Raw genomic sequence first — 17995 nt, forward strand, 5'->3', positions numbered from 1 at the left:
TAGCTGCGCGGCACCTACGCCGGCATCGCGCATCCGGCGGTCATCGAGCATCTCCAGCGCCTCGGCGTCACGGCCCTGGAGCTGATGCCGGTGCATCAATTCGTCAACGACTCGGTGCTGCAGGACAAGGGCCTGTCGAACTACTGGGGCTACAACACCCTCGGATTCTTCGCACCGCACAACGCCTATGCCGCCGGCGGCCAGGACGGCCAGCAGGTGCAGGAGTTCCGCGCCATGGTGCGCGCGCTCCACGAGGCCGGCATCGAAGTCATCCTCGACGTCGTCTACAACCACACCGCTGAGGGCAACCACCTCGGGCCGACGCTCTCCATGCGCGGGATCGACAACGAGGCGTACTACCGGCTCGAAGAGGACAAGCGGTACTACACGGACTACACCGGCACGGGCAACAGCCTGAACGCGGGCAACCCGCACGCGCTCCAGTTGCTCATGGACTCGCTGCGCTACTGGGTGACCGAGATGCACGTCGATGGTTTCCGCTTCGACCTCGCGGCGACCCTCGCCCGCGAGTTCTACGACGTCGACAAGCTCTCGACCTTCTTCGAGATGGTGCAGCAGGACCCGGTGGTCAGCCAGGTCAAGCTCATCGCGGAGCCGTGGGACATCGGCCCCGGCGGCTACCAGGTCGGCAACTTCCCGCCGCAATGGACGGAGTGGAACGGCAAGTACCGCGACACCGTCCGCGACTTCTGGCGCGGCGAGCCGTCCACGCTCGGCGAGTTCGCGCTGCGACTGACGGGCTCTGCGGACCTGTACGAGCAGGACGGGCGGTGGCCGGTGGCATCCATCAACTTCGTCACGGCGCACGACGGCTTCACACTGCGCGATCTCGTCTCGTACAACGAGAAGCACAACGAGGCCAACGGCGAAGACAACAACGACGGCGAGTCGCACAACCGGTCGTACAACCACGGCGTCGAAGGACCGACTGACGATCCAGACATTCTGCGGGTGCGGGCGCGGCAACAGCGGAACTTCCTCGCGACGCTCCTCCTCAGCCAGGGCGTACCGATGATCTCGCACGGCGACGAGCTCGGCAGGACCCAGGGCGGCAACAACAACGGCTACGCGCAGGACAACGAGATCACCTGGATCGACTGGAGCTCCGTCGACCAGCCGCTGGTCGAGTTCACCTCCGTGCTCGCCCGGCTGCGTCGCGACCACCCGACGTTCCGACGCCGGCGCTTCTTCGACGGCCGCCCGGTGCGCCGAGAAGAAGGCGCGCCGCTGCCCGACATCGCGTGGATCCGCCCCGACGGCTCCGAGATGCAGCCCGAGGACTGGGATTCCGGCTTCGGCCGCGCGGTCGGCGTGTTCCTCAACGGCGACGGCATCCGCGAGCGCGACCGTCGCGGGCAGGAGATCCACGACCGGCACTTCTTCGTCTTCTTCAACGCGGGCGACGAGGCCGTCGACTTCACCATCCCCACCGCGACGGCGAGTCCGCGCTGGGAGGTGCTGGTCGACACGGCCGGCGGTGCGGCCGACAGTCCCGTGATTGAACCGGGCGGCTCGGTGACGGTCGGCGCGAAGGCCCTCGTCGTCCTGCGTGACCACGAGGACGAGGTCGTCGAGTCGGATCCGTCGGTGGCGGCGTCGCTCGCATCCCTCACGGGAACGATCGATGTGATCCCTGCGCAGGCGCCTCCGGCCGAACTCCCGCACTGACAGACGACTCTCGACGGAACAGAAGGATGCCGTGACCCGCTCACCCCATCGCCCGGCGCCCGTATCGACCTACCGGCTGCAGATCCGGCGCGGATTCGACCTCAACTCCGCCGCCGAGCTGACGGACTACCTCCGACAGCTCGGCGTGGACTGGGCGTACCTGTCGCCCCTGCTCACGGCGACGAGCGGATCGGATCACGGCTATGACGTCGTCGATCCGACGACCATCGACCCGGAGCGCGGTGGCGCGGCGGGCCTCGATCGCTTCTCGGCAGCCGCGCGGGATGCGGGGCTCGGCGTTCTCGTGGACATCGTGCCGAACCATCAGGGCGTCTCCGATCCGAGGCAGAACCCGTGGTGGTGGGACGTGCTCCGGCAGGGGCAGGCGTCGCCGAACGCGGCCGCGTTCGACATCAACTGGGCTCTCGGCGGACGGGTTCGACTGCCCGTCCTCGGCAGTGAGCTCGAGGTCGCCATCGACGCCGGCGAGATCACGATCGACACGGATGCCGGTGTCGTGCGCTACTTCGACCATGAGTTCCCGCTCGCCGACGGGACGGGGGAGGGGTCTGTTGCGGAGGTGCTCGAGCGGCAGCACTACGAGCTGCTGTTCTGGCGGCGCGATGCCGAACTGAACTATCGGCGGTTCTTCGCGGTGACGACCCTCGCCGGTGTCCGCGTCGAAGACCCGGCGGTCTTCGACGCCACCCACGTCGAGATCATCCGCTGGATCCGCGAGGGACTCGCGGACGGCCTGCGCGTGGATCACCCCGACGGTCTGGCCAATCCCGGCGGCTACCTCGACCTGCTGGCCGCCGCCACGAGCGACGCGTATGTGCTGGTCGAGAAGATCCTCGAGCACGGCGAAGACCTTCCCGCCTGGTGGGCGACCGACGGCACGACCGGGTACGACGCGATGGCCGCTCTCGACTGGGTGCTGACCGATCCGGCCGGTGAAGAGCGGTTGGCGCGTCTCGACGCGCACTTGCGCGGCGGCGACCAGCCGGACTACGAGGATGTCGTTCACGAGGCGAAGCTGGCGTGGGCGACGGGCGGACTCCGCGCGGAACTGCTGCGGCTGACGAACCTCGTCGCTCCCGCTGACCGAGGCGGGGCGACAGACGAGGGGTGGGAGGACGCGCTCGCCGAGATGCTTGCCGCGTTCCCGGTGTACCGCGCCTACCTCCCGGCGGGAGCGGACCACGTGGCGGACGCGGTGTTCACGGCGACCGAACGCCGGCCTGAACTCGCTCCGGAGTTCCGGACGATCGCGGCTCACCTGGCCGCCTCCCCGGAGGGGGAGTTCACCCGCCGCTTCATGCAGCTCACGGGCCCCGTCATGGCCAAGGGCGTCGAGGACACCACGTTCTACCGGTGGACGCGTCTCACTTCGCTGACCGAGGTGGGCGGCGACCCCCACCGCTGGACTGCCGGCATCGACGCGTTCCACGCGGCATCCGCTCGTCGCCAGGCGACGTGGCCGAAGGCGATGACGGCGCTGTCGACGCACGACACGAAGCGGAGCGAAGACGTGCGGGCCCGGCTCGCGGTGCTCTCGGAGCTGCCGGAGCGTTGGGCCGAGGTGCTGGGCGAGCTCCGCGCCGCCGCGTCGACGGACGACGGCCCGCTCGACAACCTGCTCTGGCAGGCGATCGTCGGGGCGTGGCCCGCGAGCCGCGAGCGACTGCACGCGTACGCCGAGAAGGCGTCGCGCGAGGCGGGGGTGAGCACGACCTGGACCTCTCCTGACGAGGCGTTCGAGGAGCGGATGCATGCGATGGTGGATGCCGCGTTCGGCGATGCCCGCCGGATCGTGGAAGCGTTCGTCGAAGAGATCACCCCGCACGGCCGGTCGAACTCGCTGTCGATGAAGCTGCTGCAGATCGCTGGCCCCGGCGTCCCCGACGTGTATCAGGGCACGGAGCTCTGGGACCACAGCCTCGTCGATCCCGACAACCGTCGCGAGGTCGATTTCGAGGAGCGGCGGCGCCTGCTGGCCCGTCTCGATGAGGGATGGATGCCGGAGATCGACGCGTCTGGCGCCGTCAAGCTCCTGGTGACATCGAGGGCCCTGCGGCTGCGCCGCGACCAGCCCGAGCTGTTCACGCGGTACACGCCGATGACCGTCGTCGGTTCGGCCGAAGAGCATGCCGTCGCGTTCGACCGCGGCGGCGCGGTCGCCGTGGCCACTCGTCTGCCCGTGGGGCTCGCCGCTCGCGGCGGCTGGGGCGACACGCTGTTGCTGCGACACTCCGGTCCGACGGTGGACGTCCTGACCGGGCGTCGTTTCGAGGGCACCGCGGTGCGGATGGCGGAGCTGCTGGAGACCTACCCGGTGGCCCTGCTCGTGCCGGTCGACGAGATCCAGGAAGGGAATGTCTGATGGTCGAGGTGTGGGCTCCGCGTCAGGAGCGGGTGCGGCTCCGTCGCCCCGGGCAGGAGGACGTCGCCCTGCACGCGGCGGCGGACGGCTGGTGGCGCGCCGACGTCGAACTCGCGGACGGTGACGAATACGGGTTCGTTCTCGGCGACACCGAGAGCGTGCGACCCGACCCGCGCTCGCGCCGTCAGCCCCGGGGCGTGCATGCGGCGTCGGCGTGGTACGACCCGGCATCCTTCCCCTGGACCGACGCCGGCTGGACCGGACGCCAGCTCGCCGGCGGGCTCATTTACGAACTGCACCTCGGCACCTTCACACCGGAGGGGACGCTGGATGCCGCGATCGAGCGGTTCGACCACCTCGTCGAGCTCGGGGTGACCCACATCGAGCTGCTGCCGGTGAACGCCTTCAACGGCACCCACAACTGGGGCTACGACGGCGTGCTCTGGTACGCCGTGCAGGAGACCTATGGCGGCCCGGCCTCCTATCAGCGGTTCGTGGATGCCGCGCACGCGGCGGGCCTCGCGGTCATCCAGGACGTCGTCTACAACCACCTCGGACCGAGCGGGAACTACCTGCCCGAGTTCGGTCCGTACCTGCGGGACGGGTCGCGCAACGCGTGGGGGGACAGCCTCAACCTCGACGAGCAGGCCGTGCGCGCGTTCATCGTCGAGAACGCGATGATGTGGCTGCGGGATTACCACGTCGACGGATTGCGGCTCGACGCCGTGCACGCCCTGCACGAATCCGGAGCGCAGCCGGTGCACATCCTGCAGGAGATCGCCGAGGGCGCCGATGCGCTCAGCGCGCACGTCGGGCGGCCGTTGACGTTGATCGCGGAGAGCGATCTGAACGACCCGGTCATGTTCCTGCCGCGTGAAGCCGGGGGCTACGGGCTCGCGGCGCAGTGGTCGGACGACTGGCACCATGCCGTGCACGTCGCGCTGACCGGGGAGACGGTCGGCTACTACGAGGACTTCGCCGACCCGCAAGCACTGCCGAAGGTGTGGACGAGCGGCTTCTATCACGACGGCTCGTATTCGTCTTTCCGGGAGCGCGATCACGGCAAGCCGGTGCCCGCGTCCGCGGCATCCTGGCGCCTGGTGACGTATGCGCAGGACCACGACCAGATCGGCAACCGGGCCGCCGGCGACCGGCTGAGCGCCACCCTGTCGACTGACCGGCTCGCGATCGCCGCGGTGCTCACGCTGACCGCGCCGGGCACGCCCATGCTGTTCATGGGGGAGGAGTGGGGCGCGTTGACGCCCTGGCAGTTCTTCACCTCGCACCCCGAGCCGGAGCTCGCCGAGGCGACCGCGAAGGGGCGCATCGCCGAGTTCGTGAAGATGGGCTGGGACGAGTCGATCGTGCCGCTGCCCAATGATCCGGCGACCTTCGAGCGGTCGAAGCTCGATTGGGACGAGCGGGAGCAGGGTGAGCACGGCCGTCTGCTGGACCTGTATCGGAGTCTGGCCCGGTTGCGGCGCGAGCGCAGCGAGCTGACCGATCCGCGCGCGGGGTCGCGGGACGCCGAGGTGGTCCTCGACAAACCGGGGCGGCGCTACATCCTCCGCCGCGGCGACGCCCGCGTGCTCGTCAACCTCTCGGACGAGCCGTGGGAGGTTCCCGGCGGCGACGTCTGGATCGCCACCCGCCAGCCGGAGCCGGTGGGAGAGATGCTGCGTCTCGCTCCGGAATCCGCGATCGTCGTCGGCTGAACGGACCCGGCGGCTAGGGGCCCGCGCCGGGGTTGTCAACGGTGCTGACGCGGGTGCCGAGCCCGCATACCGTGGAGGGCATAATGAGTTCGCGCGCGGCATCCACGTCTTCTGACATCACCCGTCAGGTCATCGTCATCTCGGCGGTGGTCTTCATGATCATCGCGGCGATGTTCGGCGCCGGTGTGCTCGGCGGCACGCCCGTGCAGGACCTGCAGGGCGGGGCGCTGTCAGCGGAGGCGACCGTGCTCGCGCCGGCGAGCTCGGCGTTCTCGATCTGGAGCGTCATCTACTTCTTCATGATCGTCTACACGGTCTGGCAGGCGCTGCCGTCGCAGCGGGCGAGTGACCGGCAGCGGAAGGTCGGCTATCCGATCGCGCTGACGGCCGTCCTCAACGGCACGTGGCTGCTGGCCGCGCAGTACACGACGCTCGGGCTGACCGTCGTGACGATCGTCCTGCTGCTCATCGCGCTCGGCGCGACCATCCGGCTGCTGGTGCTGAACCCGCCGCGGACGTGGGCCGAGTCGCTCTTCACCGATGTGACCGTCGGCCTTCACCTCGGCTGGGTGACCCTCGCGACCGTCGCCAACACGACCGCCTGGCTGACGGCGGAGGTTGCGCCGGAGTCGTGGGGCGAGGTCGCGGACGCGTGGGGCATCGCCGTGATCGTGGTGGTCGTCCTCATCGCCGCCGCGACCGCCTACTTCACGGGCGGACGACTCACCCCTGCGGTCGCCTCTGCCTGGGGCCTGCTGTGGATCGGCGTCGGCCGGTCGAGCGGCGAGCCCGAGTCGATGCCCATCGCGATCACCGCCTGGGTCGCGGCCGCGATCGTCGTCCTCGTGCCGCTGATCCTCTGGACCACGGGTCGCCGAGGCGAGCTCACCTTCGCGAAGCGCTGAGGCCCTGTGAAGCGCTGAGGCCGTGTGAAGCGCTGAGCCCGTTTCGCGTGGCAGGTGGAGCCGCTTCGCGCGCTGGGTGGCGGCGCGAAGGGACACCTGAAGGCCGGCGCGCGACCCTCGCGGTCAGAACTGCTCGGGGTCAGAACTGCTCGGCGAAGGTGCGCAGCAGGCGCTGGGGCTCGTCGAGGTCGGCGGCCAGCACGCGCGCGGCGACGGCGTCGTACTCGCTCGCTTCGAAGTAGCCGTGGTTCCGGTAGATCGTCATCCGCTCGGTGAAGGCGACCGCGGTGGGCTCAGGATGGAACTGCGTCGCGTAGAGCGACGTGCCGACTCGATACGCCTGGACGGGGCAGGCATCGTTGGTCGCGAGCAGCACCGCGCCCTCGGGCAGTCGGGCAGTGCCCTCCTTGTGCGCGGTGAGAGCCGTGAACGTGTCGGGCAGAACGCCGAACAGCGCGTCCTCTCGCCCGGCGTCGGTCAGGTGGATGCCGGTGGGCCCGGTGCCCTCCGGGTAGTCGAGCGACACCTCGCCGCCCAGGGCGTGGGTCGCGACGCCGATGCCGAAGCACGTGAACAGCGCCGTCGTCTCACCCGCGGCCGCGGCGCGCGCGATGGTGGTCAGCGCGGCTTCGATCTGTCGCTGCGACGGCGACTTCGCGGCATCCGGCTCGGTCGTGTTGAAGGGGCTTCCGCCGGCGACGAAACCCCGCCACCGCGTGAACGCGTCGGCCGGCAGCGGCTCGTCGGCGAGACTCCACCGCTCCAACCCTGATTCGTCGAGGCCGGTGGCGTTCAAGAAGGACGCGTACTCACCGTCGGCTGCGTCCACCTGCGGACGCACGCAGAGGTAGACAAGCGGAGCCATCTCACCAGTCTAGAAGGCGGCCTCCGCCTGTGATGTGGTGTGTCAGCGTGACGAGTTCGCGGTGCGGCCGCGCACGATCCCGATGAAGACGTCGACCAGGTCGCTTGCCCCCTCCGCGGGCCAGGCGAACGCGACGGTGGATGCCGGGCCTCCCACGAGCGGACGGTAGTCGACGTCCTTCCGGTGGTGGAGCCGGGCCAGCGACATCGGAACGATCACGACCCCGACACCGGTGGCCGCGGTCGCGATGGCGTCTGCGGTGGTGGCGGGAGCCGCGAACCGCGGCTCCTCTGCGCCGGCGACGGTCGCGCCGAGCACATCGTCGAGCGGGGTGATGACGACCTCCCCGACCAGGTCTGCCTCGGTCAGCTCTTCAGCCGCGGTGAGGTGCGAGTCGGCGGCGCAGACGACGACCGGCACCTCGTCGTACAGCGAGATCACGTGGAGTCCGTCGCGGTCGATCGGCAGGCGCACGATGGCGGCGTCCACCTCGCCGGTGGTGAGTGCCGCACGCTGCGTGGCCACGTCGAGCGGCGTGAGCTCGAGGTCGTTCCGCGGCATCCGCTGCTTCCACGTGTCGATCCACTTACCGGGTGTCGCGCCGGGGATCGCGCCGAGGCGGAGGGGACCCGTCGGCTGGGAGTCGGCGGCAGGCGGCTCGGCCTTCCTCGTAGGCTTCCGTCCGGCCCCGGCCCCGGCCCCGGCGCCCGCCGGTCTGCCCGGCTTCTTGGCTACTCCGCGGGCGGAAGCGGCGGGTCGCCGAGCGCCGCCCGTGCTCCCCGTTCCGCGTCGCGCTGCCATGCGTTCAGCGTAGTCCCGCATCGACCGGGGTCACCGGCTCAGCCGCACGCACCCCAGCGACCTGCGCCGTCGCGGCGCGCGGTCTCCTCCGCCGCGGCGAACCGCTCGGCGTAGGTGTCGTTCGGTGCGACCTCCAGCGCGGACGCGTGGCCGTCGACGATGAGGGTCTCGTTGACGAACGTGCCGTCCTCGGTCCACAGATACAGCAGCAGTCGTTCGTACCGGTCATGCGTGTCGCGGTCGGGCGCCGCCCACACGGTGGCGCCTTCGGGGAGGAGCTTCTGTAGCCGCTCGGTCGCGGCATCCGCTCCGCACTCGGGTTCGGGCCGCATCTCGGGTGTGTCGATGCCGATCAAGCGGACCCGCACGGATTCGTCGACTCCGGCGATCTCGCGGGCGGACGCATCGGCGGGCGTCGCGCGGATGGTGTCGCCGTCGACGACGTGGTCGACAGTGAACGCGGATGCCGGGTCGGGACGGACCGTGCTGACCTCGGCTGCGCCGCCTCGACCGGCGACGGCGATCCACAGCAGAACGAGGATCGCTGCGCCGAGCGCGCCGATGAGGATGCGTCGGGTGCCGGTCACGCTCTCGAGACTAACGAGGGCGTCCGACGCTCCCGGCGCGGGTCGGGCGATGCGGGTGCGGGTCAGGCCGCGAGTCGCAGACCACGTCGGTCGGTGGCGATCCGCTCGCCGTCGCCGACACTCTCGTCGTCTCCGATGAGCGATTCACCGGCCACGCGGGCACCCGCGCCGATGAAGGTGCGGACGCCGATCTTCGCGCCGGGGCCGATCGCCGCGCCGGGGCCGATGTGCGCGTGGGCGGCGATCTCGGCGTTCGGGCCGATCACGGCATCCGGTTCGATCCACACGCCGCGGCCGATATACGCGCCCGCCGCGATCTGAACGCCCGGTTCGACGTAAGCACCTGCCTCGACCAGCGCGCTCGGGTGCACCTTGGCGCCGTTCGCGATCAAGCCCCGTCCATTGGCATGCTTGCGGTAGCGCAGCGTCTCGCCTCGGTCGTTCTCGATGTCGATGTAGTTCTTACCCACGGAACCTCCTTGCCGGGTACAACGCGCGTACGTACATTTCATTCCCTCAGATGGATCCGAAACACGGGGTTGACCGCGAGGTATATAGGGTGTTTCGGTGACCGACGCCCGAGACCCGCGCTCCGACCCCGCGGCGGCCGGGGATCTCTCCCCCGCGGGGGATGCCGTCGACGTCGCCGCGCCCGAAACGGGCCCGTCTCTCGTCTTCGAACAGAAGGCGGCGCCGCACACCCTGCTCGACGACGTGGTGGGCTTGCTGACCGGGACGTTCACCGTGTCGCTCGGGCTGTTTCTCCTCGGCCTCAGCGTCGCGGTCACCGGAGGGACGGCGGGACTCTCGCTGCTGCTCGGCCATACGGTCGAGTGGCCGTTCTGGGCGCTGTTCGCGGTGGTCAATCTGCCCTTCGCGGCGCTCGCCGTCTGGAAGCGAGGCTGGGCGTTCTCGCTGCGCACCGCCGTCTCCGTCGCGCTCGTCTCCGGCTTCTCGGTCGTGATCGAGCGTCTCCTGCAGGTCGAATCGATCGATCCCGTCTTCGGCACCCTCGCCGGCAACCTCCTGGCGGGAGTCGGCCTGCTGATCGTGTTCCGTCACGGCTCGAGCCTCGGTGGCATCAACGTCGTCGCTCTCGTGATCCACGACGCCACCGGCATCCGCGTAGGGTGGACGATGATGGTCTTCGATGTCCTCATCATCCTGCTCGCCCTGCTCGTCGTCCCGTGGCCGAACGTGCTGATGAGCGCGGCCGGAGCCGTCGTGTTGAACATCGTCCTGGCCCTCAACCACCGGCCCGGCCGCTACATCGGGCACTGACGTGGATATCGGCGGCGTGCGTCTGACCGGTCGGCTCATCTGCCGGTCGGAGGAGGAAGCCGACGTCGTCCGCCGGCACCTCGCCGAGCATGTCGCGTTGACGCTCGCCGAACCCGGCTGCCTGCGATTCGAGGTCACGCCGCTCGGCGGGGGTCTGGCGTGGTCGGTCGAGGAGCTCTTCGTCGATGAAGCCGCGTTCCGCGCGCATCAGCGTCGCATGTCCGACAGCGAGTGGGGCAGGGCGACGGCGGGGCTGGAGCGCCGGTACCGCATCGTGGGTCTTTCGCCGGACTGAGCTCCGAGAGACGTCACGGCTGACAGACCGGGCACCAGAAGATGATCCGCTCGCTCGTGGCGCGCGAGCCGAGTTCCGACCCGCGGATCAGAGCGCCGCAGCGCCGGCAGGGCTTGCCCTCGCGGCGGTAGACCCAGGTCTGCTGCCCCGGCCGGTTGTCGCCGGTGAAGGTGCGCCCCTGGCGATCGCGGTTCGCCTGGATCATGCGTGCGCCGGTCTCGATCAGCCCGGCGACGTCGACCTCTGCGGCCAGGGCGGTGGGGCGGATGCCGCGCACGAAGAGCAGCTCGTTCGCGTACTCGTTGCCGAAGCCGGCGACATTGCGCTGGTCGAGGAGGGCGACGTGGATGGCGCGGTGGTCCGCCGTGACGCGGGCTGCCGCGTCTGAGGGGTCCCAGTCTGCGGCGAGCGGATCGGGGCCGAGGTGTCCCACGACCCGTGCTTCGTCGGCCGTGGGCAGGACTTCTACCATCGCGAGTTCGAATCCGACCGCGTCGGCCGGCTTCGTTCCCACGATCGCGCGGGCCTGGTGCGCGGGCGCCCGCCAGCGCTGTCCCGGCCGGTAGACGTGCCAGCGGCCCTCCATCTTCAGATGGGAGTGCAGGGTCTGGTCGCCGATCCGCATCAGGAGGTGCTTGCCGCGAGGGACGACGCCGTGGACGGTCTGTCCCCGAAGGTCGGCGACGGCGCTGCGGGGTACGCGGATCTCGAAGCGCGTGACCTCGTGGCCGGCGAGTGCCTCGTCGAGCCGACGGGCCGCCCGGAAGACGGTGTCGCCCTCAGGCATGCTGCGGTTCCCGCGACCCGCGACGCAGCGTGAGCCCCTTCGGGGATTCGACGAAGCCCGCGTCGCGCAACGCCCGACCCGCCGGGTGGGAGTAGACGAACGTGCCGCTCACCTGCTCGATGGTGAGGGTGTCGAGGCGGTGCGTCCTCACCGTCTCGACCAGGCTCCGCGCGGCGGCCGCCAGGACATCCTCCGCCTCGGTGAAGACAAGCGCGGTGCGCCCGCCGCGCTCCAGGTACAGGACGAGCGCGCCGTCGACGAGGACGACGAGGCCCCCCGCCTTCCGGCCCGGTCGGTGGGTGACGCCCTCGAGCGAGGGCCAGTTCAGCGCCGCACCGTACGGGTTCGCCGGATCAGTCGCCGCGAGTGTCCGCGCCGTCAGCGGCGCGGGCTCGGGGACGGAGGCGAACTCGCGGAGTCGGTCGACCGTCGCCGAGGTGGCGAACTGCGCGGCGCCGAGCTTCTCGACGAAGTACCCGCGACGACAGTGACCGGCGTCCTCGAAGCCGGCGAGGATGCGGTACACCTGCGCGAACCCGCCCGGGACGCCCTCGGCCTGCACCGACCCGCGGGTAACGACGCCGTAGCGTTCGAGCAGCAGGCTCGCCGACGCGGTGGCACGGAGGGTGGCGTCGTCGTCCGGCGCGGGTAGCAGCGACCAGCGGCCGCCGACGAGTGGCGGACGCTGCGGGGCGGTGCGGCCGGTGGCCGCGAGCGGGGTGCCGCGGAACATCCGGGTGCGCGGCGTGCGCCGCGTGACCCGGTGCGCCTGCGATCCGCCGCCCAGCAGGCTCCGCACCGGCGCGAAGGTGTCGTTGGTGACTCGCCCCGACCAGGTCAGGTTCCAGAGCGCGTCGATGACGGACTGCTCGGTATCGGCCGCCACCATGCCGACGAGCTGCGCCGCGAAGTATGCGCCGCCGGCGGCCAGGGCGTCGAGGACATTCTGCTCGAAGGGGGTGGGCTCATCCTCGGGGTGCTGGAGGGTGAGGGGTGCGGCATCCGCCGGATGGAGCGCGATCCACCCGTCGCGACCGGGCAGGGAGCCGTGGCCCGACCAGAGCACCTCGCCGGTCGCGGTGAGCTCGTCGAGGAGGGCGGGGGAGTAGTCGCGCACCCGCGACGGGAGGATCAGCGACTCCCATGCGCTGGCGGGCAACGGCACACCGGCGAGCTGCTCGACGACGGCGAGTACGCCGTCGATCCCTTCGAGAGGCCGGGTGAGGTGTTGCCAGACCGGCAGGAACCTCCCCAGGGCTTCGGGCGCGACCGGCTCGACGCTGCCGCGGATGGCGGCGAGCGAGCGCATGCGGATGCGGCGGAGCACCTCGCTGTCGCACCATTCCAGGTCGTCGGCTGTCGCGGATTCAGCCGGCAGGAAGAACCCGCTCGCGAGTCGTCCCTGCGCTTCAAGCCGCTGCAGCGTCTGGCGTGCGACGGCCCCGCCGATCCCGAGACGCGACGCGACGTCGGAGGTGCGGAACGGCCCGTGGGTGCGGGCGTGACGGGCGACCAGGTCGGCGAGGGGATCGGCGACGGGTTCGAGGAAGGCGGTCGGGATGCCGACGGGCAACGCCGCGCCGAGCGCATCGCGCAGGCGGCCGGCGTCCTCGATCGCCGCGACGCGCGCTGCGCCGCCGATCGTGACCCGGATCGCGCGGCGTGCGTCGATGAGCGCATCGAGCAGCTCGGTGGCCTCGGCCACGGTCGCGCTCGCGGCGCTGCGCGTCGGCTCGCCTTCAGCGGCTGTCTCGGCAGTACCTTCGGCCGCTGTCTCGGGCACATTCGAGGCCTCGGCGTCGGTGCGTGCACCGTCGAGCCGCTCGGCGACCTCCTCCGCGGACAGCGGTCCGAGCAGGCGCAGCAGATCGGCCACACCCTCGATTCCGCGGACGCGTCGGGTCGGATCGAGCCGCTGGAGCTCGCGCTCGTACTGTGCGATCACGCCGGGATCGAGCAGCTCGCGCATCTCGATCTTGCCGAGCAGCTCGCTCAGCAGCGACGGGTCGACCGAGAGAGCCGCCGCTCGTCGCTCTGCGAGCGGCGAGTCGCCCTCGTACATGAACGCCCCGACATATCCGAACAGCAGGTCGCGTGCGTACGGTGACGGCGAGCTCGTCGTCGTCTCGACGAGACGGATCCGGCGGTCGCCGATGCTCCGTGCGATGCGGAGCAGGGCCGGGAGGTCGTAGACGTCCTGGAGCACCTCGCGGAGCGTCTCGAGGATGATCGGGAACGTCGGGTGTTCCTTCGCAACCTCGAGCAATTGCGCGGATCGCTGCCGCTGCTGCCACAGCGGGGAGCGTTTGTTGGGGTTGAGGCGGGGGAGGAGCAGGGCGCGGGCGGCGCACTCGCGGAAGCGTGAGGCGAAGAGCGCCGATCCTCCCACCTCGGAGGTGACGAGCTGTTCGAGCTCGTCGGGGTCGAAGACGAACAGCTCGGCTCCGGGCGGTTCAGCGTCGGTGTCGGGCACGCGCGCGATGATGCCGTCGTCGCTCGCGACGGCGGCCCCCTCGACCCCCAGCCGCTCGCGGATGCGTGCGTTCACGGCGAGCGCCCACGGCGCGTGCACATGCATGCCGTACGGGGAATGCAGGATGACGCGCCAGTCGCCGACCTCGTCTCGAGAGCGCTCGACCGTCAGGGACTTGTCGGTCGGGAGGCTTCCGGTGGCCTCTTGCTGCTCGCCGATGTACGCGAGGAGGTTGCCGATCGCGTTGTCGTCGAGGCCGGATTCGCGCAGGCGCGCGGTGGCCTTCTCGGGCTTCGCCGTCGACAGCTCCCGCGAGAACTTCCCGAGCGCCTCACCGAGCTCGGCGGGCCGCCCGAGACCTTCGCCGTGCCAGAACGGCAGTTTGCCGGGCTGGCCGTAGGCCGGCAGCACGTTGACGCGGTCGTGGGTGATCTCGACGATGCGCCAGCTCGTGGTGCCGAGGGTGAACACGTCGCCGACCCGTGACTCGTAGACCATCTCCTCGTCGAGCTCGCCGACCCGCGCGTTGCGGCTCTCGCCGGAGATGAAGACGCCGAACAGGCCCCGGTCGGGGATCGTGCCGCCGCTGGTGACCGCGATGCGCTGCGCGCCGGGCCGGCCGGTGATGGTGCCGACATCCCGATCCCACACGACGCGGGGGCGCAGCTCGGCGAACGCGTCGGACGGGTAGCGGCCGGCGAGGAGGTCGAGGGTCGCCTCGTACGCCGACCGCGGCAGCGATCGGAACGGCGCGGAGCGCTTGACGGTCTCGTACCAGCCCTCCACATCGAGCACGGCGACGGCCGACGCGGCGATGGTCTGCTGCGCGAGGATGTCGAGCGGATTCTGTGGCACCGAGATCGCCTCGATCTGACCCGCCAGCATCCGCTCGGTGACGACTGCGGTGTGCAGGACGTCACCGCGGTGCTTCGGGAAGAGCGCGGCGCGGCTGACCTCGCCGACCTGGTGCCCTGCGCGGCCGACGCGTTGCAGGCCGGATGCCGCTGAGGGCGGCGCCTCGACCTGGATGACGAGGTCGACGGCGCCCATGTCGATGCCGAGTTCGAGACTGCTCGTCGCGACGACGCATCGGAGGGCGCCGGACTTCAGCTCGTCCTCGACCTGCGCGCGCTGCTCCTTCGACACCGAGCCGTGGTGAGCCTTCGCGAGGATGGCCTCGACGCCTGCCGAAGCCCCGGCCTGCGCCATCATGGCGGCCGGCACCGTCTGCTCGGGGACGTCGATGCCGACCCGCTCCGCGTAGATCTCATTCAGTCGCCCCGTCAGGCGCTCGGCGAGCCGGCGGGAGTTGGAGAACACGATCGTGGAGCGGTGGGCGAGGATGCGGTCGACGATCGCCTCTTCGACGTGCGGCCACACCGATCCGGTCATCTCCGACGACTGCGGCGGGGTGTACCAGTCGCCGCCATCCCCGTCGTCGTCATCCGGGTCGGGCGCCGCGCGGAGGTCCTCCGTACCCGGGGGAGGCGGCGGGTTCGTCAGGTCGTCGATCGGGACGACGACAGAGAGGTCGAATGCCTTGCTCGCCTTCGGGGCGACGATCTCGACGGGAGCCGCGCCGCCGAGGAACCGCGCGACCTCGTCGATCGGGCGCACGGTCGCCGACAGGCCGATGCGCTGCGCCGGTGTGTCGAGCAGCGCGTCGAGGCGCTCCAGACTCACGGCAAGGTGGGCGCCGCGCTTCGTGGCCGCGACGGCGTGCACCTCATCGACGATGACGGTGTGGATGCCGCGCAGCGTCTCCGCCGCCTGCGAGGTCAGCATGAGGTACAGCGACTCGGGAGTCGTGATGAGAATGTCGGGCGGGTCGGCGAGCAGCCGCCGACGATCTGCGGACGGGGTGTCGCCCGAGCGCACCCCGACCGACACGTCCGGCGCCGGCAGGCCCAGCCGCCGGGCGGACTGGCCGATCCCGACGAGCGGCGACCGGAGGTTGCGCTCGACGTCGACGCCCAGGGCCTTCAGGGGAGAGACGTAGAGGACACGGGTGCTGGGGGCGCCGGCATCCGCCCGCTTCTTCTTCTTTTCTGTCGTGGGGGCGGGCTCGTTCGCCTTGTCTCGGAAGATGCGGTCGAGCGCCCAGAGGAACGCGGAGAGGGTCTTGCCCGATCCGGTCGGTGCGACGACGAGAGCGTGCTTGCCCGCCGAGATCGTCTGCCAGGCGCCCGCCTGCGCGTTCGTCGGCGCCGCGAAGGCGCTGCGGAACCAGTCCTGCGTCGCAGGGCTGAACCGTTCGAGCACGTCCGACATCCGACCATCATCGCGCGAACCTCCGACATCGCGGTGGGGGTTGCGCGGCCGCACACCACCGCGGCATCCGGTTCACACCTCTGTCATCACCCCGTCCCGCAACTCCAGGGTCAGGTTCGGGTCGATCCGTGCCAGGAAGACGTCGTCGTGGCTGACGACCAGAACCGCACCCCGGTAGGCCGCGATCGCCTCGACGAGCTGGTCAACGGTGTCGATGTCGAGGTTGTTCGTCGGCTCGTCGAGCACCAGCAGGTGCGGCGCCGGCTCCGCCAACAGCAGCTGCGCCAACGCCACCCGGAAGCGCTCGCCCCCGGAGAGCGCCGACACGGGCCGGTGCACGGCGTCGCCGCGCACGAGGAACCTCGCCAGCCGGTTCCGCAGCTCGACATCGCCGACACCCGGTGCCGACGCCCGGATGTTCGCCAGCACCGATGCGCCGTCGTCGAGCCCGTCGACCCTCTGCGAGAGGTACCCGATCCGGTCGGTATGCGCGACGGCGTGTGCCGAGTGCAGGGAAATCGCGCGGTCTGGCCGCCCCGCGGCGGCCCCAGCCCCGGCTGGACCTGCATTCGGCGCATCGTCCGCACCCCCCGCCGACGCGACGAGCCGGTCCAGCAGCGTCGTCTTGCCGGCCCCGTTCGGGCCGATCAGTGCGACGCGCTCCGGGCCCTGCAGCACCCACGAGCGCTCGCCGTCGCCGAGGGTGGCGATGCGGCGACCCGACCCGACCTCGGGGTCGGGCAGATCGATCCGCACCGCGTCATCGTCGCGCACCCGCCGACCGGCGGTGTCGACGGCTGCGCGCGCGGCATCCACCTTCTCGTTCGCCTCCACGCGCAGCCGACCCGCGGTCACCTGCGCGGCACGCTTCTTGGCGCCGAGCACGATGCGCGGTGCCGACCGCTCGAAGGCGGCCTTCTTGCCTTGCGCATTCCGGGTGGCGATCGCAGATTCCACCTGCTGCCGATCGCGTTTCTCCCGTTTAAGGAGCTGTCGCGCGGCCGCTTCCGCCTGGGCGGCCGCGGCCTGCTCGGTGTCGAGCCAGGCGCGCCACTGCGAATAGGGACCGCCGAAGACAGAGAGGTCGCTGCCGTACAGCTCGGCGGTGTCGTCGAGATCCTCCAGGAGCGCGGTGTCGTGGCTCACGACGATCAGCGTGCCGCGCCAGCCGCGCACCAGCTCGCGGACGCGTGCGCGGGCGTCGCGGTCGAGGTTGTTTGTCGGCTCGTCGAGGAGGGCGATCTCGGCGCCGCGCAGTCGGATGCCGATGAGTGCGGTGAGCACGGCCTCCCCACCTGAGAGCTCACCGACGCGGCGGTCCAGCGCATCGGCCGGGAGGCCGACCTCCGCGAGTTCCGCGCGCGCCCGCGCCTCGACGTCCCAGTCGTCGCCGACCGCGTCGAAGTGGCGCTCGTCCGTGTCGCCGCGCTCGATCGCACGGACCGCGTCGAGCGCACGTGCGACGCCGAGGAGCTCGGCGACGCGGCGCCCCGTGTCGAGGGTCAGCTGCTGCGGCAGCAGATCGACGCGCCCGCTCGTCGAGATGGTGCCCGACGTCGGTTGCAGTCCGCCGGCGATGAGGGCCAGCAGGGTGGATTTCCCCGATCCGTTGCGACCGACGAGGCCGGTGCGGCGCACGCCGAAGGCGCCCGACACGTCGCTGAGCGCGACGGACCCGTCGGGCCAGGTGAAGGACAGGCGGTCGAGGGTGACCGCGGAGGTGAGGGTATGGGGCATGAGCGCCTCCCGTGTTCAGGGTGCGCAGACGCGTGTGCCCACGATCCGCGACGCAGCGCTCGATGCGTCCGGGCAGCACCGAGGTGCTGCGTCGAAGGGCGACGGTCCGCGCTGGTCGGTGATCTGATCACCGGGCGGACCGTCGGATTCGTCCTCGAGGAGGGTCGACGGGTCAGCGCGGGATCACAGCGCGATCGCGTCGATTG

General features: G+C 70.8%; 13 protein-coding genes and 1 pseudogene. 7 read left to right on the forward strand and 7 right to left on the reverse strand.

Annotated elements, in window-relative coordinates:
• The 4 genes and pseudogenes from glgX to ACHFGS_RS08610 form a co-directional block, all read left to right on the forward strand.
• Positions 1 to 1689: pseudogene (gene glgX / locus ACHFGS_RS08595) on the forward strand (glycogen debranching protein GlgX); the annotation flags it as partial.
• Between the two features lie 31 nt (positions 1690 to 1720).
• Positions 1721 to 4072, forward strand: coding sequence for a malto-oligosyltrehalose synthase (treY, locus tag ACHFGS_RS08600; RefSeq protein ID WP_394278892.1), 2352 nt, complete (start codon positions 1721 to 1723; stop codon positions 4070 to 4072).
• On the forward strand, positions 4072 to 5787 hold the full coding sequence (gene treZ, locus ACHFGS_RS08605; RefSeq protein ID WP_394278891.1) for a malto-oligosyltrehalose trehalohydrolase: 1716 nt from the start codon (positions 4072 to 4074) through the stop codon (positions 5785 to 5787). Before treY ends, treZ begins: the two co-directional genes overlap by 1 nt.
• Before the next feature lie 83 nt (positions 5788 to 5870).
• Positions 5871 to 6692 (forward strand): tryptophan-rich sensory protein, encoded by an 822-nt coding sequence (locus ACHFGS_RS08610; RefSeq protein WP_394278890.1) that lies wholly within the window; start codon positions 5871 to 5873, stop codon positions 6690 to 6692.
• Positions 6693 to 6831: 139 nt separating this feature from the next.
• On the opposite strand, the gene ACHFGS_RS08615 is transcribed toward ACHFGS_RS08610, so the two are convergent.
• The 4 genes from ACHFGS_RS08615 to ACHFGS_RS08630 form a co-directional block, all read right to left on the reverse strand.
• Entirely contained in the window at positions 6832 to 7557 is a 726-nt protein-coding gene (locus tag ACHFGS_RS08615) for a GMP synthase (RefSeq protein WP_394278889.1), read from the reverse strand.
• A 42-nt stretch (positions 7558 to 7599) separates the two neighbouring features.
• The gene (locus tag ACHFGS_RS08620) at positions 7600 to 8358 is read right to left on the reverse strand and encodes a LysR substrate-binding domain-containing protein (protein WP_394278888.1); all 759 of its coding nucleotides are present in this window, start codon (positions 8356 to 8358) and stop codon (positions 7600 to 7602) included.
• A 38-nt stretch (positions 8359 to 8396) separates the two neighbouring features.
• On the reverse strand, positions 8397 to 8945 hold the full coding sequence (locus ACHFGS_RS08625; protein WP_394278887.1) for a thermonuclease family protein: 549 nt from the start codon (positions 8943 to 8945) through the stop codon (positions 8397 to 8399).
• A 62-nt stretch (positions 8946 to 9007) separates the two neighbouring features.
• Positions 9008 to 9415, reverse strand: coding sequence for a transferase (locus ACHFGS_RS08630; RefSeq protein ID WP_394278886.1), 408 nt, complete (start codon positions 9413 to 9415; stop codon positions 9008 to 9010).
• A gap of 97 nt (positions 9416 to 9512) precedes the next feature.
• Here ACHFGS_RS08630 and ACHFGS_RS08635 point away from each other — a divergent pair, with 97 nt between their 5' ends.
• Together ACHFGS_RS08635 and ACHFGS_RS08640 are read left to right on the forward strand one after the other, a co-directional pair.
• Positions 9513 to 10226 carry a YitT family protein gene (locus ACHFGS_RS08635; RefSeq protein WP_394278885.1) on the forward strand — a complete coding sequence of 238 codons (714 nt, stop codon included), beginning with the start codon at positions 9513 to 9515 and terminating at the stop codon, positions 10224 to 10226.
• Position 10227: 1 nt separating this feature from the next.
• On the forward strand, positions 10228 to 10521 hold the full coding sequence (locus ACHFGS_RS08640) for a putative quinol monooxygenase (protein WP_394289368.1): 294 nt from the start codon (positions 10228 to 10230) through the stop codon (positions 10519 to 10521).
• A gap of 13 nt (positions 10522 to 10534) precedes the next feature.
• Here the strand turns inward: ACHFGS_RS08640 and ACHFGS_RS08645 are convergent, their stop codons facing one another.
• The 3 genes from ACHFGS_RS08645 to ACHFGS_RS08655 form a co-directional block, all read right to left on the reverse strand.
• The gene (locus ACHFGS_RS08645; protein WP_394278883.1) at positions 10535 to 11308 is read right to left on the reverse strand and encodes a DNA-formamidopyrimidine glycosylase family protein; all 774 of its coding nucleotides are present in this window, start codon (positions 11306 to 11308) and stop codon (positions 10535 to 10537) included.
• Entirely contained in the window at positions 11301 to 16052 is a 4752-nt protein-coding gene (locus ACHFGS_RS08650) for a DEAD/DEAH box helicase (protein ID WP_394278882.1), read from the reverse strand. The genes ACHFGS_RS08645 and ACHFGS_RS08650 overlap by 8 nt, the downstream gene beginning before the upstream one ends.
• 72 nt (positions 16053 to 16124) lie before the next feature.
• Positions 16125 to 17789, reverse strand: a complete 1665-nt coding sequence (locus ACHFGS_RS08655) for an ABC-F family ATP-binding cassette domain-containing protein (RefSeq protein ID WP_394278881.1) — start codon at positions 17787 to 17789, stop codon at positions 16125 to 16127.
• Here ACHFGS_RS08655 and ACHFGS_RS08660 point away from each other — a divergent pair.
• Positions 17788 to 17916, forward strand: coding sequence for a hypothetical protein (locus ACHFGS_RS08660; protein ID WP_394278880.1), 129 nt, complete (start codon positions 17788 to 17790; stop codon positions 17914 to 17916). The genes ACHFGS_RS08655 and ACHFGS_RS08660 overlap by 2 nt on opposite strands.
• Positions 17917 to 17995: the final 79 nt, after the last annotated feature.

Source organism: Microbacterium sp., assembly GCF_043427715.1.
Taxonomy (GTDB): domain Bacteria; phylum Actinomycetota; class Actinomycetes; order Actinomycetales; family Microbacteriaceae; genus Microbacterium.